We start from the raw sequence: 24530 nt of genomic DNA, 5'->3' as shown, positions 1-24530 counted from the left end.
CCCACCCGCTCCCTCCTCGGCGGCTCAGGCGATCCGGACCAGCCCGGTCTCGGCGGCCGAGGCGGCCAGCTCGTGGCGCGGGACCACCCGGACGGTGTAGCCGAACGGTCCGGAGCGATCCAGGGACAAGCTGCCCTCGAAGCGGTGCCGCCCGCCTGCCCAACTCTCACCGACGCCGAGCAGCAGGGTCCGCGGCTCGACGAGCTCGTCGTCGGGACCGATCCGTCCGTGCACGAGCTGCACGGCCACGTCGTCACCGGAGAGCTCGCCCAACGAGACGAACGCGGCCACCTGGAGGCTCGAGCCGATCTCCGCGGAGTCGGCCACACCGTGGGACTCCACGTGCTCGATGTGTACGACGTCCCACCCGTCGCGCACACGTCGCTTCCACGCTGCGAACTCACCGGCGCGCGCCGGTTCGGACAGGGTTCGCGACGCGCGTGCTGCAGGCAGGTAGAGCTGCTCCACGTAGTCACGGAGCATCCGGGTCGAGAGCACCCGCGGGCCCAGTGACTTCAAGGTGTGCCGCACCATCTCGATCCAGCGGGACGGGACGCCGTCGGCGTCGAGATCGTAGAAGCGCGGGGCGACCTCGTTCTCGACCAGGTCGTAGAGCGCGCTGGCCTCGATGTCGTCGCGACGGTCCTCCTCACCGATCCCGTCAGCCGAGGGGATCGCCCAGCCGTTCGAGCCGTCGTACCACTCGTCCCACCACCCGTCGAGGATGGAGAGGTTGAGTCCCCCGTTGAGGGCGGCCTTCATGCCCGAGGTGCCGCAGGCCTCATAGGGGCGCAGCGGGTTGTTGAGCCACACGTCGCAGCCGGGATAGAGCGGTTGCGCCATCGCGATGTCATAGCCGGGCAGGAAGACGATCCGGTGCCGGACCTCGGGGTCGTCGGCGAACCGGACCATCTCCTGGATCAGCCGCTTGCCGCCGTCGTCGGCCGGGTGCGCCTTGCCCGCGATCACCAGCTGCACCGGGTGCTCGGGATGGAGCAGGAGGGCCTTGAGCCGTGCGGGGTCGCGGAGCATCAGGGTGAGCCGCTTGTAGGAGGGGACTCGGCGGGCGAAGCCGATCGTGAGCACGTCGGGATCGAGGACCGAGTCGATCCAGCCCAGCTCCGCGGGCGCCGCACCTCGTTGTCGCCAGGACGTCCGCAGCCGGCTCCGGACGTCCTCGACCAGACGCTCGCGCAGGGTGCGCTTGGTCGACCAGAGCTGCTCGGAGGAGACGTGATCGGCGACGTCCCACACCTCAGGCCGGTCGCTGCTGACGTCGGCACCGGCTCGGGAAGCGAGCTCGAAGACTTCGCGGGCCACCCAGGTGGGCGCGTGCACGCCGTTGGTGATCGACGAGATCGGCACCTCCTCCTCGTCGAAGCCCGGCCACAACCCGTTGAACATCGAGCGGGAGACCTCTCCGTGCAGCTGGGAGACGCCGTTGGCGCGCTGGGCGAGCCGGAAGCCCATCACTGCCATGTTGAACACGGCCGGGTCGCCCCCGTCGTGGGTCTCGGCGCCCAGCGCGAGGACCCGGTCGACCGGCGCACCGGGGACGGGGCTGTTGCCAGCGAAGTACTGCTCGATCAGCTCACGCGGGAATCGGTCGATCCCCGCCGGGACCGGCGTGTGCGTGGTGAAGACCGTTCCCGCACGAGACACCTCGAGCGCCGTGTCGAAGTCCAGTCCGGGTCCGTCCTGGGCGACGGTCAGCTCGCGGATCCGCTCCACACCGAGGAATCCGGCGTGGCCCTCGTTGGTGTGGAAGACCTCCGGAGCGGGAGTCCCGGTGATCCGGGAGAACGCGCGCAGGGCACGCACCCCGCCGACTCCGAGCAGGAGCTCCTGGAGCAGTCGGTGCTCACCACCGCCGCCGTAGAGCCGGTCGGTGACGGCGCGGAGCTCGCCGGCGTTCTCCTCGAGATCGGTGTCCAGCAGGAGCAGCGGGACCCGGCCCACTGCGGCCACCCAGATGCGCGCCCACAGGGGCGCCTCACCGGGTACGGCGATGCTGATCAGCGAGGGTCTCCCGTCGGTCTCGCGCAGCAGCGAGAGCGGCGCGGTGTCGGGGTCGAGGACCGGATAGGTCTCCTCCTGCCAGCCGTCGCGCGAGAGCGTCTGCTGGAAGTAGCCGTGCTTGTAGAGCAGACCGACCCCGATGATCGGGATGCCCAGGTCGGAAGCGGTCTTCAGGTGGTCGCCGGCCAGGATGCCCAGCCCGCCGGAATATTGCGGCAGCACCGAGGTCACCCCGAACTCGGGCGAGAAGTAGGCGATGGAGCCCGGCGGTTCCTCGACGTTGCGCGACCACCACGAGGGTTCGCCCAGGTAGGTCGCAAGTCCTGCCGCAGCCTGCTCGACCCGGCGCACGAACGCGGAGTCCGCGGCGAGCTCGTCGAGCCGCGCGGGCTCGACCGCGCCGATCAGGCGCACCGGGTCACCCTCGACCGCCTGCCAGGCCTCGGGATCGATCTCGGCGAACAGGTCCTGGGTCGGCGGATGCCATGACCATCTGAGATTGGTGGCCAGCTGGGTCAACGGCTGGAGCGGCTCGGGAAGGACCGGTCGGACGGTGAATCGTCGAATGGCTCTCACCCCACGAACCTAACCAGCCCTGGTGAACAGGTCGAATGAACACCTCGGGCCGACCGGATCCGCGCAAGCCGACCGGGGTGCCGCGGCGGCCGGTGGGAGTGGAACGTTTGCGTGGCCGATCCCGATCCGCAAGGCTGGCTGCATGGTCGGACGCATACCCGTCATGGACGTGACACCACTCGTCGACCTTGGCCGCCACCCGGCCAAGGCCACCGTCGGTGAGCCGTTGCCGGTCACCGCGATCGTCTTTCGCGAAGGGCATGACCTGCTCGGCGCCGAAGTCGTCCTCACCGACCCCGCGGGGCAACGCCGCGCGCCGGTGCGGATGTCGAAGCATCCCGATGTCCCGGACCGCTGGACTGCGATGGTCACGCCGGACGTGGAGGGGGCGTGGACCTTCGCGATCCATGCCTGGTCGGACCCCGTGGGCACCTGGCAGCACGCCGCCGGGATCAAGATCCCTGCCGACATCGACACCGAGCTGATGTTCACCGAGGGTCGGCTGCTGATCGAGCGCCTCCTCGCCGAGCTTCCCACCGATGCCGCCGACGTACGACGTACCCTCACCGCTGCCGCGCAGGCCGCCGGCGACACCGACCGTCCGGTGCTCGCCCGCCTGGCTGTGCTGGAGTCGCCCGAGGTCGTCGCCGCCCTGGCCGAGCACCCGCTGCGCGAGCTGGTCACCGTCGAGGGGCCCTATCCGCTGTGGGCGGACCGGCAGCGCGCCCTGTTCGGCAGCTGGTACGAGTTCTTCCCGCGCTCCGAGGGCGCCACCAAGGACGCGGACGGCCGGGTCACCAGTGGCACCTTCCGCACCGCAGCGCACCGGCTGGACGCAGTCGCCGAGATGGGCTTCGACGTGCTCTACCTGCCGCCGATCCACCCGATCGGTGAGGTGAACCGCAAGGGGCCCAACAACACCCTGACCCCGGGCCCCGAGGACACCGGGTCGCCGTGGGCGATCGGCTCCGCCGACGGTGGGCACGACGCGATCCACCCGGACCTGGGCAGCTTCGAGGACTTCGATGCGTTCGTGGCCCGGGCCCGCGAGCTCGACCTCGAGGTCGCCCTCGACCTCGCCCTGCAGGCGGCGCCCGACCATCCCTGGGTCACCTCGCACCCGGAGTGGTTCACCACCCGGGCCGACGGCACCATCGCCTATGCCGAGAACCCGCCGAAGAAGTATCAGGACATCTATCCGGTCAACTTCGACAACGACCCGAGCGGCATCTTCAACGAGGTGCTGCGGATCGTGTGCCACTGGATCTCGCACGGGGTCCGGATCTTCCGCGTCGACAACCCGCACACCAAGCCGCTGGCCTTCTGGGAGCGTCTCCTGGCCGAGGTACGACGGGTGGACCCGGGTGTGCTCTTCCTCTCCGAGGCGTTCACCCGCCCGGCGATGATGCACGCGCTCGGCGCCGTCGGGTTCCACCAGAGCTACACCTACTTCACTTGGCGCACCGGCAAGCAGGAGCTCGGCGACTACCTGCTCGAGGTCAGCCACCAGTCGGACCACCTGATGCGGCCGAACTTCTTCGTCAACACCCCCGACATCCTCCATGCCTACCTGCAGTACGGCGGCCCCTCGGCGTTCAAGGTCCGGGCCACGCTGGCAGCACTCGGCTCCCCCAGCTGGGGTGTCTATGCCGGGTTCGAGCTCTATGAGCACGTGGCACTCAAGCCCGGCTCGGAGGAATACCTCGACTCGGAGAAGTACCAGATCCGGATCCGCGACTGGGACGCCGCAGCCGCCGAGGGCCGCACCCTGTCGCCGTACATCACCCGGCTCAACCAGCTGCGTCGCGCGCACCCGGCCCTGCAGCAGCTGCGCAACGTCGTGGTGCATGGCAGCGACGACGACGCCGTGCTGGTCTTCTCCAAGCACGCCGGCGACGACATCGTGATCGCCGTGGTCAACCTGGATCCGCACGGCACCCACGAGACGATGGTCCATCTCGACCTGCCTGCGCTCGGTCTCGACCCGCACCGTCCGTTCGTGGTGCACGACGAGCTGAGCGACCAGACCTGGAACTGGACCGAGCACAACTACGTCCGACTCGACCCCGGTGTCGAGTCCGCGCACATCCTGACCGTGAGGAGCCCCTTGTGAACCTGCCCGTCACCCCGTCGGCAACCGGGAGCGCTGCCGCAGGCATGGGGCCGGCCGACCAACCGGACTGGTTCCGCACTGCGGTCTTCTACGAGGTGCTGGTCCGCTCGTTCCGCGACTCCAACGGCGACGGCACCGGCGACTTCAAGGGCCTGACCGAGAAGCTCGACTACCTGCAGTGGCTCGGCGTCGACTGCCTGTGGGTGCCGCCGTTCTTCACCTCGCCCCTGCGTGACGGCGGCTATGACGTCGCCGACTACACCAACATCCTCCCCGAGGCCGGGACCGTCGAGGACTTCCACGAGTTCCTCGACGAGGCCCACAAGCGGGGCATGCGCGTGATCATCGACTTCGTGATGAACCACACCAGTGATGCGCACCCGTGGTTCCAGGCCAGTCGCGAGGACCCCGAGGGCCCCTACGGCGACTTCTACGTGTGGTCGGACACCGACGAGCTCTACGAGGACGCCCGGGTGATCTTCGTCGACACCGAGCCGAGCAACTGGACCTGGGACCCGGTCCGCCAGCAATATTTCTGGCACCGGTTCTTCTCCCACCAGCCCGACCTCAACTTCGACAACCCGAAGGTCCATGAGGCGATGTTCGAGGCGATGGCGTTCTGGCTCGACATGGGTCTCGACGGCTTCCGCCTCGACGCAGTGCCCTACCTCTACGAGCGTCCCGGCACCAACGGGGAGAACCTGCCCGAGACCCACGACTTCCTCAAGAAGTGCCGAACGTTCGTGGACGAGAACTATCCCGGCAGAGTGCTGTTGTGCGAGGCCAACCAGTGGCCCGCCGACGTGGTCGACTACTTCGGCCCCGAGCAGACGCCTGAGGGGAACTGGATCGGCACGGAGTGCCACATGGCCTTCCACTTCCCGGTGATGCCGCGCATCTTCATGGCCGTACGCCGTGAGTCGCGCTACCCCATCTCCGAGATCCTCGAGCAGACCCCGTCGATCCCCGACGGTTGCCAGTGGGGAATCTTCCTGCGCAACCACGACGAGCTCACCCTCGAGATGGTCACCGACGAGGACCGGGACTACATGTGGGAGGAATACGCCAAGGACCCACGGATGAAGGCCAACATCGGCATCCGTCGGCGCCTGGCTCCCCTGCTGGACAACGACATCAACCGGATGGAGCTCTTCACCGCGCTGCTGCTCTCGCTGCCCGGGTCGCCGGTCCTCTACTACGGCGACGAGATCGGGATGGGCGACAACATCTGGCTCGGTGACCGTGACGGCGTACGCACCCCGATGCAGTGGACGCCGGACCGCAACGCCGGCTTCTCCTCCGCCACCCCCGGCCGGTTGCACCTGCCGGCGATCCAGGACCCGGTCTTCGGCTACCAGGCCGTCAACGTCGAGTCGCAGATGGAGAACACTTCCTCCCTGCTGCACTGGACCCGCCGGATGATCCACGCCCGCCGCCAGCACGACGCGTTCGGCCTCGGCGACTTCCGCGACCTCGGCGGCTCGAACCCCAGCGTGTTCTCCTACGTTCGCGAGCACGAGGACGACGTGATCCTCTGCGTGCACAACCTCTCGCGCTTCCCCCAGCCGGTCGAGCTGGACCTGCGGCAGTGGGAGGGGCGCCGACCCGTCGAGCTGCTGGGCGGTGTGCCGTTCCCCGCGATCGGCGAGCTGCCCTACCTGCTGACCCTGGCTCCCTACGGCTTCTACTGGTTCCGGCTGCCGCAGCACGGGGCCTTCGCGAGCGAGGACTCCTGATGGACAGCGAACTGCGCCACTTCATCAAGAACGCCCGCTGGTTCGCCAGCAAGGGCCGCACCTTCCAAGTCACCGGCGTACGCCGTGCCGGGACGCTTCCGCTGCCCGACGAGGGTCCGGGGGTCGCCATCGACCTGGTCGAGATCACCTTCGCCGAGGGTGACAGCGAGCTCTACCAGCTGCCGCTGGCCTTCCGCACCGGTCCCGACGACCGGCTCGAGCATGCCCTGATCGGCGTCTGGGACGACCCTGACTTCGGCCGCAGCCACGTCTATGACGCGATCCACGATCGTGAGGCGATGAGCCAGCTGCTGGCCTCGTTCGCCGATCCCTCGCTCTCCCCGGGCGCGCTCGCCTTCCACCGGTTGCCGGGCAGCCAGCTCGACACCTCGGCGATCTCCTCGCCGTTCACCGGTGAGCAGTCCAACTCCTCGGTCGCCTTCGGCGAGGACTCGCTGCTCAAGCTGTTCCGCAAGGTCACGCCCGGGGTGAACCCGGACGTGCAGGTACACCGCGTCCTCACCGAGGCCGGCTCCGAGCACGTGGCCGCGTTGCTCGGTTGGCTCGAGGTGAACGACCCGGACAGCCAGACCACGGGCTCGGTGATCCAGCTCGGCATGCTGCAGCAGTTCCTGCGCACCGCCAGCGACGGGTGGGAGCTGGCCCAGGCCAGCGTGCGCAACCTCTATGCCGAGGCCGACCTGCACGCGGCCGAGGTCGGGGGTGACTTCGCGGGTGAGAGCGAACGCCTGGGCGAGGCCCTTGCCGAGGTCCACGAGGTGCTGGCCGAGAAGTTCCCGGTGGCGACCCGCAGCCCCGACGAGATGGCCGAGCTCGCCCGATCGATGCGTGCCCGTCTCGACGCGGCGATCGAGGTCGTGCCCGACCTGGCCGAGCACCGCGCCGGGCTGAGCGCGATCTTCGACCAGGTCGCGGGTTTCGACGCCGTCGCGGTCCAGCGGATCCACGGCGACCTGCACCTGGGCCAGACGCTGCGCACCGCCAAGGGCTGGAAGATCGTCGACTTCGAGGGCGAGCCGGCCAGGCCACTGGCCGAACGGGTGCTCCCCGACTCCCGGTGGCGCGATGTCGCCGGGATGCTCCGGTCCTTCGACTACGCGGCCCTGGCCGTGGCCAGGATCTTCGCCGGCTCCGACGGCACCGGCGAGACGCAGCGCGACTACCGCGGGCAGGAGTGGACGCTGCGCAACCGCTCGGCGTTCCTGCGCGCCTGTGCCGGGCGCGAGCTGAGCGACGACGAGCAGCTGCTCCTCGACGCCTACGAGGCCGACAAGGCCGTCTACGAATGCGTCTACGAGGTGCGCAACCGTCCGTCCTGGTTGCCGATCCCCTTGGCCGGCATCGAGCGGATCGTCAACCGCTGACCCGCATCCCCCGCCCCGCCCCACCCCCTCGCCGACCCGTCGCGGATTCACGTTCTGCACCACGCCGACCCGTCGCCAATTCACGTTCCGCGCCCAGCACTTGACGCTCCACGATTCCCGCTAGGCTCGAAGAACGCTCACCCATAGTCGTCCTGAAGGGGTCAGCATGCCGATCCGCCCGATATCCACCGCCGAGCTCGACCTGCTCGTCAACGGCGGCCACGGGGACCCCCACCATGTCCTGGGGGCGCACCTGCACGAGGGCTCCGTCACGGTCCGGGTGCTCCGCCCGATGGCGGCACGCGTGACGGTCCTGCACGGTCAGGACCGCACCGACCTCACCCATGAGTACGACGGCGTCTGGGGCGGCGAGCTGCCCGTCACCGAGGTCCCCGACTATCGCGTCGAGGTCACCTACGACGGCTTCGAGCCGGTCACCCACGACGACCCCTACCGGCACCTGCCGACGCTCGGCGAGCTGGACATCCACCTGATCAGCGAGGGCCGCCACGAACAGTTGTGGAAGGTCCTCGGCGCCCACGTCCGCAGCTTCGACGGCGGCGTCACCGGCACCGGCTTCGCGGTCTGGGCACCCAACGCGCGCGGCGTCAGGGTGATCGGTGACTTCAACGGTTGGGACGGCCGGGCCACTCCCCTGCGCCAGCTCGGCACCTCGGGCGTCTGGGAGCTGTTCCTGCCCGACGTGACTGCCGGCGCCTGCTACAAGTTCGCGATCCTCGGCGCCGACGGGCACTGGCACGACAAGGCCGACCCGCTGGCCAACGCCACCGAGGTGCCGCCGGCCACGGGATCACGGATCGTCGAGTCGACCCACACCTGGACCGACGAGGAGTGGATCGCCGCACGCAGCCGCAGCCAGGCGGTCAACGAGCCGATGTCGGTCTACGAGGTCCACCTCGGCTCCTGGCGCAAGCACGGCGGCGCCACCCCCGACTATGCGACCCTCGCCGAGGAGTTGACGGCGTACGTCGTCGACCTGGGCTTCACGCACGTCGAGTTGATGCCGGTGATGGAGCATCCCTACGGCGGTTCCTGGGGCTATCAGGTCACCTCCTACTTCGCGCCGACTGCGCGCTTCGGTGACCCGGACGGTCTGCGCCACCTGATCGACACGCTCCACCGGGCCGGCATCGGCGTGATCCTGGACTGGGTGCCGGCGCACTTCCCCAAGGACGAGTTCGCGCTGGCCAGGTTCGACGGGACCCCGCTCTACGAGCACCCGAACCCGCATCTGGGCGAGCACCCCGAGTGGGGCACCTACATCTTCGACTTCGGCCGTCACGAGGTGCGCAACTTCCTCGTCGCCAGCGCGCTCTACTGGCTCGAGGAGTTCCATGCCGACGGCCTCCGCGTCGACGCGGTGGCCAGCATGCTCTACCTCGACTACTCCCGCGAGCCGGGCGAGTGGACCCCCAACGAGCACGGTGGCCGGGAGAACCTCGACGCGGTGCGCTTCCTGCAGGAGCTCAACGAGGTCGTGCACCGCCGGGTGCCCGGGATCATGATGATCGCCGAGGAGTCGACGGCCTGGGACGGCGTCACCCGGGCGACGTCTGCGGGCGGGCTCGGCTTCGGGTTCAAGTGGAACATGGGCTGGATGCACGACTCGCTCGCCTACATCCGCAACGAGCCGGTGCACCGCGTCCACCACCACGGGCAGCTGGCGTTCCCGCTGGTCTATGCCTTCGCCGAGAACTACGTCCTGCCGCTCTCCCACGACGAGGTCGTGCACGGCAAGGGCTCCCTGCTGCGCAAGATGCCCGGCGATCGGTGGCAGCAGCTGGCGAACCTGCGCGCCTACCTGGCCTGGCAGTGGGCGCACCCCGGCAAGCAGCTGCTCTTCATGGGCGCCGAGCTCGGTCAGGAGTCGGAGTGGGCCGAGGCCCGCGAGCTCGACTGGTGGCTGCTCGACCACGTCGAGCACCGCGGCATCCAGACGCTGGTGCGTGACCTGAACACCGCCTATCGCGCCACCCCTGCGCTCTTCGCCACCGACAACGACCCCGCCACCTTCGCCTGGATCGACGCCAACGACGCGAGCCGCAACGTCTTCTCCTTCGTACGTCGTGCCCCCGGCGCGCCCGACCTGGTCTGCGTCAGCAACTTCTCGGCCGTCCCGCACCACGACTACCGGCTCGGCCTGCCTGCGAGTGGTGAGTGGCTCGAGGTGCTCAACACCGACTCGGAGGGTTATGCCGGCTCCGGGGTCGGCAACCTGGGCCGCATCGAGGCGGTGGACGGCGAGTGCCAGGGCCAGCCGGCGTACGCCGAGATCGTGGTCCCGCCGCTGGCGACTGTCTGGTTCCGCGCGGCCCGATGATCCCGCCCAGTCTCGAGCCGCTCGAGGGCGGTCACAGCGGTGAGACGTTCCGCGCCGAGTGGGACGGGGCGCAGGCCGTCGTACGCATCTTCGCGAACCGCTCCGCCACCCGTGGCCACGACGCGGTCGACATCGATGCCGCGGTGCTGCACCTGGTCCGTGGGTTGCTCCCGGTGCCCGAAGTGCTGGAGGTACGCCGACCCGAACCCGAGGCGCAGCTGCCCGCACTGCTGGTCACCTCGATGCTGCCCGGCACCCGGCTCGACCTCGTGCTGCTGACGGCTTCTGCCGAGCTGCGTGCCCGGATCGGCGCCTCGTTGGGCCGGATCCTCACTCGCCTGTCGGGGATGCCGTTCCTCAATGCCGGCGCCTTCACCACGCCCCGGCTGTCTCCCGAGCCGTGGCCGGCGCCGTACACGGACCTGCCGACCTATCTGGAGTCATTGCTCGCCGACGGCCTCTTCGGCGACTGGTCACCCACCGAACGCACTGCGCTGACCTCGTTGGCCGCTCGCAGCCAGGACCTGCTCGACCCACTCCAGCGTGCCTGCCTCGTGCACAGTGACTTCAACCCGAAGAACCTGCTCGTCGATCCCGAGTCGGGTGAGGTCACCGGCCTGCTCGACTGGGAGTTCGCCCGTGCCGGCCTGGCGGTCGAGGACCTGGGCAACCTGCTCCGCTTCGACGACGAGCCGGTGCTCACCGCCGCGGTCCTCGAGCATCTCGACATCCCGGAGGCGAGCGATGTCGGGCTGCTCCTCGAACAGGCACAGGCGGCCGATCTGTGGGCACTGCTCAACCTCGCGAGTCGTCGCGAGGAGAACCCGGTCGCTGCCCGGGCACACGACCTGCTGCGCGAGCGCGTGGGCTAGGACGCGGTCGATCTGTGGGCAGTTCTGGCACCGCGATCACTTCGACACGGCCCCAGTAGGGTGGCCACGTGAGTGACGATCTGCCGACCCTGACCGACGGATCAGTGAGCCTGCGACCGGCGTCCGACACTGGCTCCGCCACCACCACCGCGGAGCTCGCCTTCGTCGTCGAGCGCGAGGGAATCCCGATCGGTCGGGTCGCCATCGAACGCCTCGGCACGTCTGCGGGCCGGCTGACCTGGCACCTCGAGCAGGAGCACCGCCGCCGCGGCAGCGCTGCGCGCGGCGTACGCCTGCTCACCGACTGGGCGCTGACCGACTCCGGCCAGCAGGGCCTCGGCCTGGACCGGCTCGAGGCCGTGATCCCCTCCGACGACGACGCCTCGCTGCGGGTGGCCACCCGGGCCGGCCTGCGCCGCGAGGGCATCAGCCGGGTCTCTCCCGGGACAGCCGAGCGGGAGACCACCACCGGGTACGTCGTCGCGGCGCGGCTTGCCAGTGACCCGCCGCTCAGTGATCCGTCGACGTTCCGATCCCTGCTCAACTCGTTCCTGCCACGCAAGCGGGCGATCGGGCAGATGCTGGTCCGCGATCCCGACGGCCGGGTGCTGATGTGCCAGCTGACCTACAAGAAGGACTGGGACCTGCCCGGCGGCGTGGTCGAGGTCGGCGAGTCACCCCGCCTGGCCACCGTCCGCGAGCTCGAGGAGGAGCTCTCCCTGACCATCGAGGCCGGCCCACTCGTGCTGACCGACTGGCTGCCGGCCTGGGGCGGGTGGGACGACGCCGTCTGCCTGATCTTCGACGGCGGGGTCCACGACCCGTCCGTGCTGGAGTCGATCGTGAAGCAGGAGCGCGAGATCCGCTCGGCGGAGTTCCTCACCCTCGACCAGGTCAAAGAGCGCGCCGCCGACTTCACCGCCCGGCGGGTCGCCGCCGCGCTGGCGGCACTGGCCGGGGACGGCCCGACGTACACCGAGTCCGGCCGCCCCTGAGGCTCAGAACAGTGCCGAGGCCAGGTTCTGCCGGCCGCGGATCACCCGGGGGTCGTCGTTGCCGACGGCCGCGAACAACCCGAGCAGGTGGGTGCGTGCCTTGTCCCGCTCGTTGCCGGCGGTGCGGCGGACCAGCTCGGTGAGCCGGCCGAACGCGTCCTCGACGTGTCCGCCGAGCATGTCCAGGTCGGCCACCATGGTCTGGGCGTCGATGTCGTCGGGGGCCTCGGCCGCAGCCTGGCGCGCGGCGTTCAGGTCGACGCCCTGGGTGCGCTGGAGCACCTTCGCCATGGCCAGCCCGGCGCTCGCCTCGGTGTCGGCCGGGTTGGCGTCGACGAGCTTCTGGTACTCCGCGACGGCGAGGTCGATGTTGCCCTCGCCCAGCGCGTCCTGCGCGGCGGCATAGCGGGGGTCGGCCTGCGGCTCCTCGCCCTCGGCGACGGGGGCTGCTCCGCGCGGGGCGTGCCGTCCGGCGATGCCCTGGGCGGTGAGCTGCTGGACGAGCTGGGCGAACAGCGCCCGGATGTCCTCGATCGGGGCAGGCCCGGGGATCGGCTGGGTGGCCGGACGACCGTCGAGCAGCACCAGCATCAGCGGCACCTGCGGGATCTGCATGGCCTGCGCGATCCCGGGCACTGCGTCGATGTCGACGTCACCGGCCAGGAAGCGGCCCTCGTGCTCGGCGACGACGGTCTCGACGTCGCGCGCCATCTGGCTGCTCTCGGGCGACTGCTGCGGCGAGTGGAAGACCAGGACCACCGGCGCCGTACGGGAGGCCTCGAGGACCTCTTGGAAGTTCTGCTCGGTGATGGTCACCGAGTAGGCGCCACCGGGCGCAGCCCCACCAGCTGAACCGGCGGGCGCACCTCCGGCTGGCGCGCCTGCACCAGGGGCAGGCGTGTTGGCCGGCTGGCGCAGGCCGGACAGGTCGATCGCACCGGGACGGGAGAACGGCTGTTGACTCATGGGCACCATCTTCCCCGATGCGACAAGAGGCGTACGCCGGGGGTTGGGTGGGTAGGGTCGTGCCCGTGGGTGAAGTCTTCGCAGGTCGCTATGAATTGCTCGATCCCATTGCGATGGGAGGCATGGGCACGGTCTGGTGCATCCTGGATCGCTCGGACAACCAGATGAAGGCCGCCAAGATCCTTCGCCAGTCCGATGCCGCCTCGCTGCTCCGCTTCGTGCGCGAGCAATCGATGCGCATCGACCATGACCACGTCGTCACTCCCCAGTCCTGGGCAGGCATGGACGACCGCGTGCTGTTCACCATGCCGCTGATGCGCGGCGGTGCCGTCTCAGGGCTGCTCAAGGAGCAGGGCCGCCTCCCCGTCCGCTGGACCGCGCTCCTTCTCGACCAGACGCTGCAGGCCCTCGAAGCGGTGCACGCAGCCGACATCGTCCACCGTGACGTGAAGCCCGCGAACCTGCTCCTCGAGCCGACCGGTGCCGCCATGCCCCACCTGCGGCTCACCGACTTCGGCATCGCGGCCCCGTTGGACGAGCCTAGGATGACCCGGGCCTCGATGGTGATCGGGAGCCCCGGGTACATGGCGCCCGAGCAGTGGCGCGGCGGTGACCCGGACTTCCGCTCGGACATCTATTCGGTCGGTCGGGTCGGCTTCGAGATGCTGACCGGTGACCGCCCCTCCACCGAGACGCCCGGCATCGACGTCGACGCGATCTCCGACGACGATCCGCATCGCAGGGCCTTGGTGGAGCTGCTCGCCGTGGCCACCGACGAGGATGCCACCAAGCGTCCGACGAGCGCCACCGACTTCCGTGAGCGCCTCGCGGCGCTGTCGCTCACCGGCTTGGCCCCGGAGCCGGGCGAGTCGATCTTCATCAGGGACCACTTCGCCGACGTGCGCGTGGACCAGGACCAGTGGACCGCCACACCCACAACTCCTGTGACCGCCGGCGGTACGCCGTACTCCCCCGCCACGACTGCTCCCTTCGGCTCAGCCGGCCAGCAGACCACGGCCAACCCGACGATGTTGGATCGCGGCGCCCCGACCACGATGCACAGGCCCCACCATGTCGCTCACCAGCCTCCCGAGACGACGGGTCGCTCCAACCTGACCGCACTGGTGATGCTGCTCGCCGGCGTCCTGTGTCTCCTCGGAGCAGGCGTGCTCATCCTCGGTTGACGCGAGTGTCACGGGTCGCTCAGCTGCGCAGACGGAGCGCGCCCAGCGCCAGCAGGACGAGGCCGACCAGGCCGAGTCCGAGTCCGCCGAGCCGACGCGCGTTGACCCAGCCCGATTCCTCGGAGTCCGTGGGCCGCGGAGTGCCCGATGCCACGGTGGACCGCTGGTCCGCGCCGATCAGATAGCCCTTGTCCTCGGTGAACTCCGGGACACCGGCGACCTCGCCCTGGGCCTGGACGGTGAGCTCGAACGGGATCTCAGCGGCCTCTTCGCGCGACGTGTTCGGCTTGGCCGACACCGCGACGTAGTAGTCGCCGGGAAGGTAGGTGACCCCGTTCTCGAAGCGGTTGCGATAGAGCAGTGGCCCACGCCCGGTGGTCAGCTCGAGAGCCTCGTCACCGACCTGTCCGCGCTCGGTCGTGTCGTCGAAGCCGGAGTCGACGTTGCGCCGCATCGGTGTGTAGATGTCCACGGACAGGGATGCCGGGCCGCCCTGGTCGAGGACGGCCTGCGGCAACGCCTTGGCGTCCAGCTGGGCGGCCAATGTCTGTCCCCAGTTGAGCGGCACCCGGTAGAAGACCTGCTCGCCCTCCTTGACGCTTCCCGAGACCGTGCCGTCGTCGAGAACGGGAGCATCCGAGAACGTGGTGCCCGGCGTCACCGCCTCCGGGCTGCTGGCCTTCGGTGCCACGAACGCGGCGTCCTCCTCCGGCGGGGCCGGGAGGGCGGGATCGTCCGCGTCTCGAAGTGAGCTCTCCTCGACGACCTTGATCGCCAGCTCCAGGTCATCGTCCAGCGTCGAGTAGCCGGGGCCGACACTGAACTTGATCCTGTCCGAGGTCAGGCAGGCGGAGTCACGAGAGCCGTAGTCCCCGGTGCCGACGGCGAGCTCCACACCGAAGGGCAGCTGCGGCTGGGAGAAGTCGCCTGTGGCGGAGCCGCTGCCGCACGAGGTGCGATCCTCGTTGTCGGCGGCCGCCTTGAGCGAGACGGTGCCGGCACTCTCGCCGGTGGACCGTGCACTCACCCCGATGTGCACCGTGCTGTCGGGGTGCTTCGGGTCGCGCTCGTAGACGAACCACAGCGGCAGGTCGCCCGGCGCAAGCGTGACCTTCCACAGACCGGCCTTGATCGGCACCGGGGTGCCCTCATCGGTCGTGGTCTTGATCGGCTCACCACCGAGGTCACCGGGGTCTGCTGACGCCGGACCGATGCCAGTGCAGGCCAGGGTCCCGAAGAGTGCAGCCACAACCGCGATGCGCATCCGATTCACGACCGGCACCCTACCCACCGGCACTCAGAAATCACCTGCGTCGTTGCGCACCGGTCGAAGGAGCTCCGAGAGCTGGCCCAGCTGGTCCTCGCTGATCGAGCCGAGCGCGAAGCCCTCCTTGAGCAGGTCCGCCGTGGCCGCCTCGACGACCGCCCGGCCGGACTCGGTGATCTCCGCGAGCACCGCACGACCGTCATTCGGGTGCGGACGGCGTACGACGTGTCCGGAGACGACCAGTCGGGTGATGATCGAGGTGATCGAGGTGGGGTGCACCTGCAGGCGCTCGCCCATCTTGCCCAGCGGCAGCGCGCCGCGTGAGGAGAAGACCAGCAGCACCAGCGCCTCGTAGCGCGCGAAGGTGAGGCCGTGCGGCTTGAGGATGGCGTCGAGCCGACCGAGCACGAGCTGCTGGACCCGCATCAGAGACGTGACGGCGTGCATCTGCGCCACACCGTCCCAGCGCTCGCCCCACTGTCGGGCGGCCTCGTCGATGGGGTCGAAGGGCAGGGTCATCGGAGACTCACCTAGTTCACCTTGGGTCCGCGCAGGCCGGAACGCTGGACGACGCGCTGGATGGAGAGGTCCCGCTCGTCGGCACGAGCCACGTGGCGGATGTCGCGCAGCCCCTGCTCCTGGGCGGCGGACTCGAAGACGAAGTGCCCGAAGCCGAGCAGGCGCCCGTGGAACGGCTTGACGACGGTGATGTCGAGGATCCGGCTCAGTGGCATCGTGGCCAGGTTTGAGGTGAACACCCCGTGCACCCGGAAGACGCGCATGTTGGTGATCACGAACCTGTCCCGGAAGTGGGCCAGCGTCTTGTAGCCGGCGTGGCCCAGGATCGCAACGGCCAGCAGGAACGGGAACCAGGCCAGGTCGATGTCGATGAACGGGAACGCGATCAGGAGGACCAGCGCGAGGACGACCTCGAGGATCGGCACCACGTAGACGATCCAGTGGTGCATGACCTCATCGACTATCACCTCGCCCTCGTCGCGGAGCAGGTGCTTGCGGATGTTGGGATCCGACAGGGTCTTGGTCAACCCCATGGCGGTCCTAGAACAACTCGTTGATGAAGTTGATCGTCGCGTCGAAGAGCTGAGTGGTCAGCCCCCAGCCCTCGCCCGCGCCGGAGCTGGCGATGTCCGCCAGCCCACTGGGGTCCTTGAACATCCAGAAACCGAGGAACAGCACGACGACGGCGAGCACGCCCTTCTTGGCGTCCATCTCAACTCTCCATCCTCAGTGTGGTGTGGGCAGGGTGCTGCCCGGAGAACTTGCTCGGACAACTTGCTGCAGGGTCTTTTCTAACAACTGCGACCCGAGGGGTGCGGGAGGCGCGCCCAACGGGCCGGGCCCTCACCCAGCCGACTCGGGCGCGTCCAGCAGCACGTCCGCCGCCGTGTAGGGGTCGGTCCTGCCCTCGGCCACCTCGACGGCCAGCGCGTCGAGCCGGTCGTGGCGCCCGACGGCGGCCCAGCGCTGGCGCAGCGTGGTGACCGCGATCGCCTCGACCTCTTCGCGAGCGCGACGGGTACGCCGCCGCGCCAGCTCACCGCTGGCGCGCAGCCACTCGGCGTGCTTGTCGAGCTCGGCCACGACCTCGGCCATGCCGGAGCCGTCCTGTGCGGTGGTCATCAGCACCGGGGGCTTCCAGGCACCTTCGCCGCGTTGGGTCAGGGCGAGTGCGTTGCGAAGGTCGCGGCGCACCGAGCTGGCTCCGTCGCGATCGGCCTTGTTGACGACGTACACGTCGCCCACTTCCAGGATCCCGGCCTTGGCAGCCTGGATGCCGTCCCCCATGCCGGGAGCCAGCAGGACGATCGTGGTGTCGGCCAGTCCGGCGATCTCCACCTCGCTCTGCCCGACACCGACGGTCTCGACCAGGACGACGTCGCAACCCGCGGCGTCGAGCACCCGCATCGCCTGCGGGGTGCTCCACGACAGTCCCCCGAGGTGACCGCGCGAGGCCATCGACCGGATGTAGACGTCCTTGTCGAGGGCATGGTCACCCATCCGGACCCGGTCACCGAGCAGGGCGCCACCGGAGAACGGCGAGGACGGGTCCACGGCCAGGACACCGACGCGCTTGCCTGCCTTGCGCAGCTCGGTGACCAGCGCGTTGGTGGAGGTGGACTTGCCCACCCCCGGGGCGCCGGTGATGCCGATCGTGATCGCCCGATCGGCGGCTGAGTCGTCGTGTCGACAGATCTCGGCCATCACCTCGCGCAGCAGCGGCGAGGCGTCCTCGACCAGGGAGATCAGTCGACCCACCGAGCGCGGGTCCCCGGCACGCGCCTTCTCGACCAGCTCGGGAACGGCAACGGCCGACCGACCTCGCGGTCGGCCGGCCGTTGCGCTGGAAGCGTTGTCCGTGACCATCAGGCCTTGGCGGGCACGCGGATGATCAGGGCGTCGCCCTGGCCGCCGCCACCGCACAGCGCGGCAGCACCGGTGCCGCCACCGCGACGCTGGAGCTCGAGCGCCAGGTGCAGGACGATCCGGGCGCCGGACATGCCGACCGGGTGACCGATCGCGATGGCACCGCCGTTGACGTTGACCTTGTCGGCGTCGACGCCCAGCTGGCGAGCGGACTCGATGCCCACTGCGGCGAACGCCTCGTTGAGCTCGAAGAGGTCGATGTCGGAGACCGCGATGCCCTCCTTCTCGGCAGCCTTGACGATGGCGTTGGCCGGCTGCAGCTGCAGCGTGGAGTCGGGGCCGGCGACCTGGCCGCTGGCGCCGATCTCGGCGATCCACTCGAGGCCGAGCTCCTCGGCCTTGGCCTTGCTCATCACGACGACCGCAGCAGCGCCGTCGGAGATCTGCGAGGAGGACCCGGCGGTGATCGTGCCGGACTTGTCGAAGGCGGGGCGCAGCCCGGAGAGCGACTCGGCGGTGGTGTCGCCGCGGATGCCCTCGTCCTGGGAGACGGTGACGTCACCCTTGCGCGAGGGGATCGTCACCGGGACGACCTCGTCGTCGAAGACGCCGTTCTTCCAGGCCTGGGCGGCCAGCTGGTGCGAGCGGGCCGAGAACTCGTCCTGCTCCTCGCGGGTCAGGTTCTTGCCGGCCGCGTTGCACGACTCGGTCAGGTTGCCCATCGGCTGGTCGGTGAACTGGTCGTAGAGGGCGTCGTAGGCCATCGAGTCGACCAGCGGGGTGTCGCCGTACTTGAAGCCCTCGCGGGACTTCTGCAGCACGTGCGGGGCGTTGGTCATCGACTCCATGCCACCTGCAACGACGATGTCGTGCTCGCCGGCGCGGATCAGCTGGTCGGCCAGCGCGATCGCGTTGATGCCCGAGAGGCAGACCTTGTTGATCGTGATCGCCGGGACGTTCATCGGGATGCCGCCCTTGACCGAGGCCTGGCGAGCGGTGATCTGGCCGGCACCGGCCTGGATCACGTGGCCCATGATCACGTAGTCGACCTGGTCGCCGGCGACGCCGGCCTTCTCGAGGGCACCCTTGATGGCGACACCGCCGAGGTCGGCCGCCGAGAGGGACTTCAGGCCGCCGAGAAGGCGACCAACGGGCGTACGTGCCCCTGCAACGATGACGGATCCGCCGGACGTGGACGACATTTCTGTTCCTCCTGGTGATGCATGAATGGAATGTTGCGAGCCTAACCCCGTCCTATTCATCGAGACCATGTGTCCCGGATGTGGACGTCGTCACTCACGCTTGCGCGCGCAGGTCACGATGGCCCCATGAGCGCACCTGTCGACATCCCCAAGAACCTGTTCGTCTGCATCGATCACGTCGGCATCGCCGTTCCCGACCTGGACGAGGCGATTGCCTTCTATCGCGACACCTTCGGCATGGAGGTCGCCCACGAGGAGGTCAACGAGGAGCAGGGCGTCCGTGAGGCCATGGTCCAGATCAACTCCGAGGGCGGCGACACCACCACCCAGCGGATCCAGCTCCTGGCACCGCTCAACGACCAGTCCACGATCGCCAAGTTCATCGACCGCTCCGGCCCCGGCCTGCAGCAGCTGGCCTACCGGGTGACCGACGTGGAGCAGGTCTCCGCGATCCTGCGCGAGCGTGGCCTGCGCCTGCTCTATCCCGAGCCGAAGCGCGGCACGTCGAACTCCCGGATCAACTTCATCCACCCCAAGGACGCCGGTGGCGTCCTGGTGGAGCTGGTCGAGCCCGCGGCGTCCCCGGAGCACTGACCCAGCACTGACGCACCGAACCGTCGGCCACACTGAGACCGTTCCCGGGGCGCAGAAGACCACCCTGCGTGTGAGACGTCAGTCTCACAGCGCCCCACTCCACGTTACTCACGGGTACGTTGTGCCCGACTCGCCCACTCGACACTTCCAGGGAGTTTCCCCGTGCAGCACATTCTTGACGCGATCCAGGCCGGCGACACCAGCGCCGAGGACTTCGCCAACCTCGAACTGCCCGAGTCCTACCGGGCCGTCACGGTCCACAAGGACGAGGTCGACATGTTCGAAGGCATCCCGAGCAAGGAGAAGGACCCGCGCAAGTCCCTCCACGTCGAGGACGTCGCCCTTCCCGAGCTGGGACCGGGCGAGGCCTACGTCGCCGTGATGGCGTCCGCGATCAACTACAACACCGTGTGGACCTCGATCTTCGAGCCGGTCTCCACCTTCGGCTTCCTCGAGCGCTACGGCCGCCTCTCCGAGCTCACCAAGCGTCACGACCTGCCCTACCACGTGGTGGGCTCGGACCTGTCCGGCGTCGTGCTCAAGACCGGCCCCGGTGTGACCAAGTGGAACGCCGGCGACCGCGTCGTGGCGCACTGCCTGTCGGTCGAGATGGAGTCGGCCGACGGCCACAACGACTCGATGCTCGACCCGGAGCAGCGCATCTGGGGCTTCGAGACGAACTTCGGTGGTCTCGCCGAGATCGCCCTGGTCAAGTCGAACCAGCTGATGCCCAAGCCCGAGCACCTGACCTGGGAAGAGGCTGCCTCCCCCGGTCTGGTCAACTCCACCGCCTACCGCCAGCTCGTCTCCAAGAACGGTGGCGACATGAAGCAGGGCGACAACGTCCTGATCTGGGGCGCCTCGGGCGGCCTGGGCGGCTTCGCCACGCAGTACGCGCTCAACGGTGGCGCCAACCCGATCTGTGTCGTCTCCAACGAGGAGAAGGCCGAGATCTGCCGCAAGATGGGCGCCGAGCTCATCATCAACCGTTCCGACGAGAAGTGGCAGTTCTGGAACGAAGAGGGCACCCAGCAGAACCCCAAGGAATGGCTGCGACTGGGCAAGAAGATCCGTGAGCTCACCGGCGGCGAGGACATCGACATCGTCTTCGAGCACCCGGGCCGCGAGACCTTCGGTGCCTCCGTCTTCGTCACCCGCAAGGGCGGCACCATCACCACCTGCGCGTCGACCACGGGCTACATGCACGAGTACGACAACCGCTACCTGTGGATGAACCTGAAGCGGATCGTCTCCTCGCACTTCGCCAACTACCGCGAGTCGTGGGAGGCCAACCGCCTCATCGCCCAGGGCAAGATCCACCCGACCCTGTCGCGCACCTACACCCTGGACCAGGTCGGCCAGGCCGCGCTCGACGTGCACCACAACAAGCACCAGGGCAAGGTCGGCGTGCTGGCGCTCTCCCCCTCCGAGGGCCTCGGCGTGCTCAACACCGAGCTGCGCGAGAAGCACATCGACAAGATCAACGCCTTCCGCGGCGTCTGAGCAGAAGGCGTGGAGCACACGCCATGAACAATTCCACCCCGGTTCGCGCACTGTGCGCGAGCCGGGGTGGGTTCTTTACCGGCGATCCGCAAGACTGTAGGACACACGGGTGCCACGACTGACTAAGGATTTGTGAATGAGTGACGACGGCCTGTCCATCTTCGATGACGCCTCCACGGGCGACCCCGCGTCGACCGGCGCGGATGACGCCACCCAGGTGATCCCGGCGATCAAGGACGAGCCGGGCAAGGGGCAGGAACGTACGTCGACTCGCCCTCCGGCGCAGTCCCCCGCCCGGCCCCAGCAGTCGGGCCAGCAGTCCGGCCAGCAGGCGCGCCCGCAGTCGGGCCAGCAGTCGGGCCAGGGACAGTCCGGCGCACAACCGGCACGCCAGGCGCCGGCCGCAGCCGCCCCCCGCCAGCAGGCACCCCAGCAGCAGCACGCCCAGGCGCAGCCGTCGCAGGGCTCCGCGCCGAGCGGTGGCCACTCGGCATACTCTCCGGCCGTCCAGTCCCCGTCCCTGCCCTCGCTGCCCGTGGTGCGCCGCAACGGCTATGACAAGGGCGCCGTCGACCAGCTGCTCAACCAGCTCACCACCGAGAAGGCAGGCCTGGGCAACAGCCTCGGCATGTCCGAGAAGCGGGTCATCGAGCTGGAGGGTGAGCTCGAGGCACTGAAGAAGAAGGTCTCCGAGGCCGAGCGGCCCTCGTACGCCGGCCTGGGTGGCCGCGCCAACGAGCTGCTGCGACTGGCCGAGGAGGAGGCCGAGGACATCCGCAACCAGGCCGTCCGCGAGGCGACCGAGATCCGTTCACAGGCCAACGCGGACGCCAAGGCGATCCGTGCCGACGCCAGCCGCGAGGCCGAGGACATGCGCGTCGTCCAGCTCACCGAGATCGACGAGCAGCGGACCCGCATCATCGCCGACGCCGAGCAGGAGCGGAACCTGGCCCGCAGCGAGGCCCAGGACCTCCGCGCCGCCGCGAAGCGGGAGGCCGACCAGCTCCGACTGGCCGCCGAGCAGGAGAGCAACGACGCCAGGGTCACCGCCCAGCGGGAGGCGGAGAAGGCCCGGGCCGCCGCCGACCGTGAGGTGCAGGAGGCACGCCGCACGCTGGCCGTGGAGAAGGAGCGCCTGGCCAAGGAGGCGGCCGACTACCACTCCAGCGCCACCGCAGAGACCCGCAGGCTGGTCGAGGAGGCCGAGCAGCGCGCCGCCGCAGCCGAGCAGCGCGCCAGCGAGGCCACCAACCAGGCCTCGGCGCACCGCGCCCAGGCCCAGACGGAGTCCGAGGCACTGCTCACCCGCGCCCGCCGCGAGGCCGAGCAGATCGTCGCCTCCGCACGCAGCCAGTCGGAGAGCCTGACCGCCACCGGCCAGGCCGACGCCGACCGGGAGCTGGCCGCGACCCGGGCCGAGGTCGACCGTCTGGCGCGACGTCGCGACTCGATCACCGCCCAGCTCGCAGCGTTGCGCGACGTGATGTCCGGCTTCGGCGACGAGGACTGAGACCACTCACAGCCACTCCACGACGCCCCGACGGTGATCCGTCGGGGCGTCGTGCGTGTCCGGACGCCTCAGATCACGGGGAGCCCGTCCTCCTCGAGGGTCCTGATGTCCTTCTCCCCCATCTTGACCAGCACCACGCCGGCCAGGATCAGCACGCCACCGACGAGCTGCAGCGCCCGGGGCAGCTCGTCGAGCAGCAGCCAGGCCGCCGCCAGCGCGGCCAGCACCTCGCTGAGCGCGACGAACGAGGCCAGTCGCGAGCCCAGCCGACGGCCCGCGGCGATGCCCGTGGTGTAGGCGAGCGCTGCCGTGACCAGGCCCAGCGCCAGCAGGGGCACCCAGAACGGCACCGAACCGACGGCGTACTCGACGTCGCGAGTGGCTGCCTGCATCGGGACGATGCCGATCGCGCCCGCCAGGCCCAACGCGAGCGCACCGACCGAGAGCCCGCCGCCGGCCAGCACGATCGGCGGCAGTCCGTTGTCCTCGTCGGCGGAGAGCACGAAGTAGGTGGCGGCTCCGACCATGGCGCCGAGTGCCCAGAGCACGCCCACGGCACTCAGCCGTGCGCCCGAGACCACATCGAGGACCAGCACCAGTCCGGCGGCAGCCACCAGCGCGCCGGCCAGGGTGAGTCGTCCCGGCCGGTGGCCGTGGCGCAACCAGAGCCACACCACCACGGCGACCGGAGCGGTGTACTCGATCAGCAGCGCGACGCCCACCTGCAGGTGCTCGACGGCATAGAAGTAGCAGAGCTGGCAGCCGGCTACCGCGACGACCCCATAGATGGCCACCATGCCCGAGGCGTTGCGCAGCAGGTGCCAACGCCCACGCAGCGCCATCGCGGCCGGGACCAGCAGCACCAGGGCGGCGATCGCGACCCGGACGGTGACCGCGGCGCCGGCGCTCCAGCCCTGGTCGAGCAGCCCGCGGGCCAACGACCCGGAGAGCCCGAAGGAGGCCGCCGAGAGGAGCGCGAAGCCGAGGCCCGAGGCCAGCCGGGGCCCGGTGGCCGTCATGGCTTCGTGGCCAGGAACCGTCGCAGCACCTCGGTGAAGACCTCGGGCTGCTGCGAGTGCACCCAGTGTCCGGCGTTCTTGATGGTCACCTTGGCCACCCGCGGGAACAGCGCCTCCATCGCCGGCGCATAGTCGTCCTTGACGTAGGGCGACTCCGCTCCGGCCACCCACAGCACGCGACCGTCGTACGTCGTTGCTTCCACCCGGTCCGCGGGCCAGCCGCCGAGCACCGGCAGCTCGCGGCCGAGCAGGTCCAGGTTGGGCATCCACCGCCAGCCCTGGCCACCGCTGTCGCGACGGAGGTTCTGGAGCAGGAAGCTGCGCACGGTGCGATTGGGGGCGGCCTCGGACAGCGCCTCGTCGGCCTCGGCGCGGGTGCTCATCGAGGCCAGGTCCAGCGCCTGCATGCCGTCGATGTAGCCGGCGAACTCGCTCTGCCCCGGGTAGTCCACGGGCGACATGTCGACGACCACCAGCCGCTCGACCAGCTCGGGGTGGAGCAGGGCCAGCAGCATCGAGATCTTCCCGCCCATCGAGTGACCGACCAGGGCGACCGGGTCGTCGGCGTCGAATAGCTCGGCGACCTGCTCGGCCATCTCGGGATAGTCGAGATGCTCAGTCCACGGGGAGCGTCCGTGGTTGGGCATGTCGATCAGGGAGACCCGGTGGTCATCGGAGATCGCCTTGGCGATCGCCGTCCAGTTCTTCCCCTGGCCGAAGAGTCCGTGGCAGAAGGCGACCCGCGGGCCGCTCTCGCCGAGGTTCGTCACGTGCAGGTCGGAGTCACTCACGCCCTCATTGTGGCGCACCCGGAAGTTCTCCGGACCGAACCCCATTGCGGTCAGGATCTGTCCACATCCGGT

Annotated in this window: 20 protein-coding genes; 10 read left to right on the top strand and 10 right to left on the bottom strand. The window is 69.4% G+C overall.

Annotation, left to right across the window (positions count from 1 at the left end; translation table 11 throughout):
- Positions 1–24: 24 nt before the first annotated feature.
- Positions 25–2595, bottom strand: coding sequence for an alpha-glucan family phosphorylase (glgP, locus tag BJ980_RS17855; RefSeq protein ID WP_179503538.1), 2571 nt, complete (start codon positions 2593–2595; stop codon positions 25–27).
- Between the two features lie 142 nt (positions 2596–2737).
- Between glgP and BJ980_RS17850 the strand changes: the two genes are divergently transcribed.
- The 6 genes from BJ980_RS17850 (at position 2738) to BJ980_RS17825 (ending at position 12037) form a co-directional block, all read left to right on the top strand.
- Entirely contained in the window at positions 2738–4708 is a 1971-nt protein-coding gene (locus BJ980_RS17850; RefSeq protein WP_179503537.1) for an alpha-1,4-glucan--maltose-1-phosphate maltosyltransferase, read from the top strand.
- A gap of 44 nt (positions 4709–4752) precedes the next feature.
- Positions 4753–6444 carry a maltose alpha-D-glucosyltransferase gene (gene treS / locus BJ980_RS17845; RefSeq protein WP_179503988.1) on the top strand — a complete coding sequence of 564 codons (1692 nt, stop codon included), beginning with the start codon at positions 4753–4755 and terminating at the stop codon, positions 6442–6444.
- The gene (locus BJ980_RS17840) at positions 6444–7829 is read left to right on the top strand and encodes a maltokinase N-terminal cap-like domain-containing protein (RefSeq protein ID WP_179503536.1); all 1386 of its coding nucleotides are present in this window, start codon (positions 6444–6446) and stop codon (positions 7827–7829) included. Before treS ends, BJ980_RS17840 begins: the two co-directional genes overlap by 1 nt.
- A 166-nt stretch (positions 7830–7995) precedes the next feature.
- Entirely contained in the window at positions 7996–10170 is a 2175-nt protein-coding gene (glgB, locus tag BJ980_RS17835; protein WP_179503535.1) for a 1,4-alpha-glucan branching protein GlgB, read from the top strand.
- On the top strand, positions 10167–11042 hold the full coding sequence (locus tag BJ980_RS17830; protein WP_179503534.1) for a phosphotransferase family protein: 876 nt from the start codon (positions 10167–10169) through the stop codon (positions 11040–11042). Before glgB ends, BJ980_RS17830 begins: the two co-directional genes overlap by 4 nt.
- 68 nt (positions 11043–11110) lie before the next feature.
- Positions 11111–12037: an NUDIX hydrolase gene (locus BJ980_RS17825; protein WP_343047871.1), complete on the top strand. Its 927-nt coding sequence runs from the start codon at positions 11111–11113 to the stop codon at positions 12035–12037.
- Positions 12038–12040: 3 nt separating this feature from the next.
- On the opposite strand, the gene BJ980_RS17820 is transcribed toward BJ980_RS17825, so the two are convergent.
- Positions 12041–13003: a co-chaperone YbbN gene (locus tag BJ980_RS17820; RefSeq protein WP_179503533.1), complete on the bottom strand. Its 963-nt coding sequence runs from the start codon at positions 13001–13003 to the stop codon at positions 12041–12043.
- 65 nt (positions 13004–13068) lie between these two features.
- On the opposite strand from BJ980_RS17820, the gene BJ980_RS17815 reads away from it, so the two are divergent.
- Positions 13069–14187 carry a protein kinase domain-containing protein gene (locus BJ980_RS17815; RefSeq protein ID WP_179503532.1) on the top strand — a complete coding sequence of 373 codons (1119 nt, stop codon included), beginning with the start codon at positions 13069–13071 and terminating at the stop codon, positions 14185–14187.
- Between the two features lie 19 nt (positions 14188–14206).
- Here the strand turns inward: BJ980_RS17815 and BJ980_RS17810 are convergent, their stop codons facing one another.
- The 6 genes from BJ980_RS17810 to BJ980_RS17785 form a co-directional block, all read right to left on the bottom strand.
- Entirely contained in the window at positions 14207–15460 is a 1254-nt protein-coding gene (locus BJ980_RS17810) for a hypothetical protein (protein WP_179503531.1), read from the bottom strand.
- A 24-nt stretch (positions 15461–15484) separates the two neighbouring features.
- On the bottom strand, positions 15485–15973 hold the full coding sequence (locus BJ980_RS17805) for a MarR family winged helix-turn-helix transcriptional regulator (RefSeq protein ID WP_179503530.1): 489 nt from the start codon (positions 15971–15973) through the stop codon (positions 15485–15487).
- An 11-nt stretch (positions 15974–15984) separates the two neighbouring features.
- On the bottom strand, positions 15985–16506 hold the full coding sequence (locus tag BJ980_RS17800; protein ID WP_179503529.1) for a PH domain-containing protein: 522 nt from the start codon (positions 16504–16506) through the stop codon (positions 15985–15987).
- A 7-nt stretch (positions 16507–16513) separates the two neighbouring features.
- Entirely contained in the window at positions 16514–16684 is a 171-nt protein-coding gene (locus BJ980_RS17795) for a hypothetical protein (protein ID WP_179503528.1), read from the bottom strand.
- 132 nt (positions 16685–16816) lie between these two features.
- A complete protein-coding gene (gene meaB / locus BJ980_RS17790; RefSeq protein WP_179503527.1) occupies positions 16817–17839 on the bottom strand; it encodes a methylmalonyl Co-A mutase-associated GTPase MeaB in 1023 nt (340 codons plus the stop codon).
- Positions 17839–19041 carry an acetyl-CoA C-acetyltransferase gene (locus tag BJ980_RS17785; protein WP_179503526.1) on the bottom strand — a complete coding sequence of 401 codons (1203 nt, stop codon included), beginning with the start codon at positions 19039–19041 and terminating at the stop codon, positions 17839–17841. Before BJ980_RS17785 ends, meaB begins: the two co-directional genes overlap by 1 nt.
- 126 nt (positions 19042–19167) lie before the next feature.
- On the opposite strand from BJ980_RS17785, the gene mce reads away from it, so the two are divergent.
- The 3 genes from mce (at position 19168) to BJ980_RS17770 (ending at position 22648) form a co-directional block, all read left to right on the top strand.
- Positions 19168–19635: a methylmalonyl-CoA epimerase gene (gene mce / locus BJ980_RS17780; RefSeq protein ID WP_179503525.1), complete on the top strand. Its 468-nt coding sequence runs from the start codon at positions 19168–19170 to the stop codon at positions 19633–19635.
- 162 nt (positions 19636–19797) lie between these two features.
- Positions 19798–21138: a crotonyl-CoA carboxylase/reductase gene (gene ccrA, locus BJ980_RS17775; RefSeq protein WP_179503524.1), complete on the top strand. Its 1341-nt coding sequence runs from the start codon at positions 19798–19800 to the stop codon at positions 21136–21138.
- Between the two features lie 136 nt (positions 21139–21274).
- Positions 21275–22648: a coiled-coil domain-containing protein gene (locus BJ980_RS17770; protein ID WP_179503523.1), complete on the top strand. Its 1374-nt coding sequence runs from the start codon at positions 21275–21277 to the stop codon at positions 22646–22648.
- Positions 22649–22716: 68 nt separating this feature from the next.
- On the opposite strand, the gene BJ980_RS17765 is transcribed toward BJ980_RS17770, so the two are convergent.
- Both BJ980_RS17765 and BJ980_RS17760 read right to left on the bottom strand, forming a co-directional pair.
- Entirely contained in the window at positions 22717–23667 is a 951-nt protein-coding gene (locus BJ980_RS17765) for an EamA family transporter (protein ID WP_179503522.1), read from the bottom strand.
- A complete protein-coding gene (locus tag BJ980_RS17760) occupies positions 23664–24458 on the bottom strand; it encodes an alpha/beta fold hydrolase (protein WP_343047869.1) in 795 nt (264 codons plus the stop codon). The genes BJ980_RS17765 and BJ980_RS17760 overlap by 4 nt, the downstream gene beginning before the upstream one ends.
- Between the last annotated feature and the right edge of the window lie 72 nt (positions 24459–24530).

Origin of the sequence: Nocardioides daedukensis (assembly GCF_013408415.1) — a bacterium.
In the GTDB taxonomy this organism is placed as follows: Bacteria; Actinomycetota; Actinomycetes; order Propionibacteriales; family Nocardioidaceae; genus Nocardioides; species Nocardioides daedukensis.
This window is presented reverse-complemented; position numbering and strand designations above follow the sequence as displayed.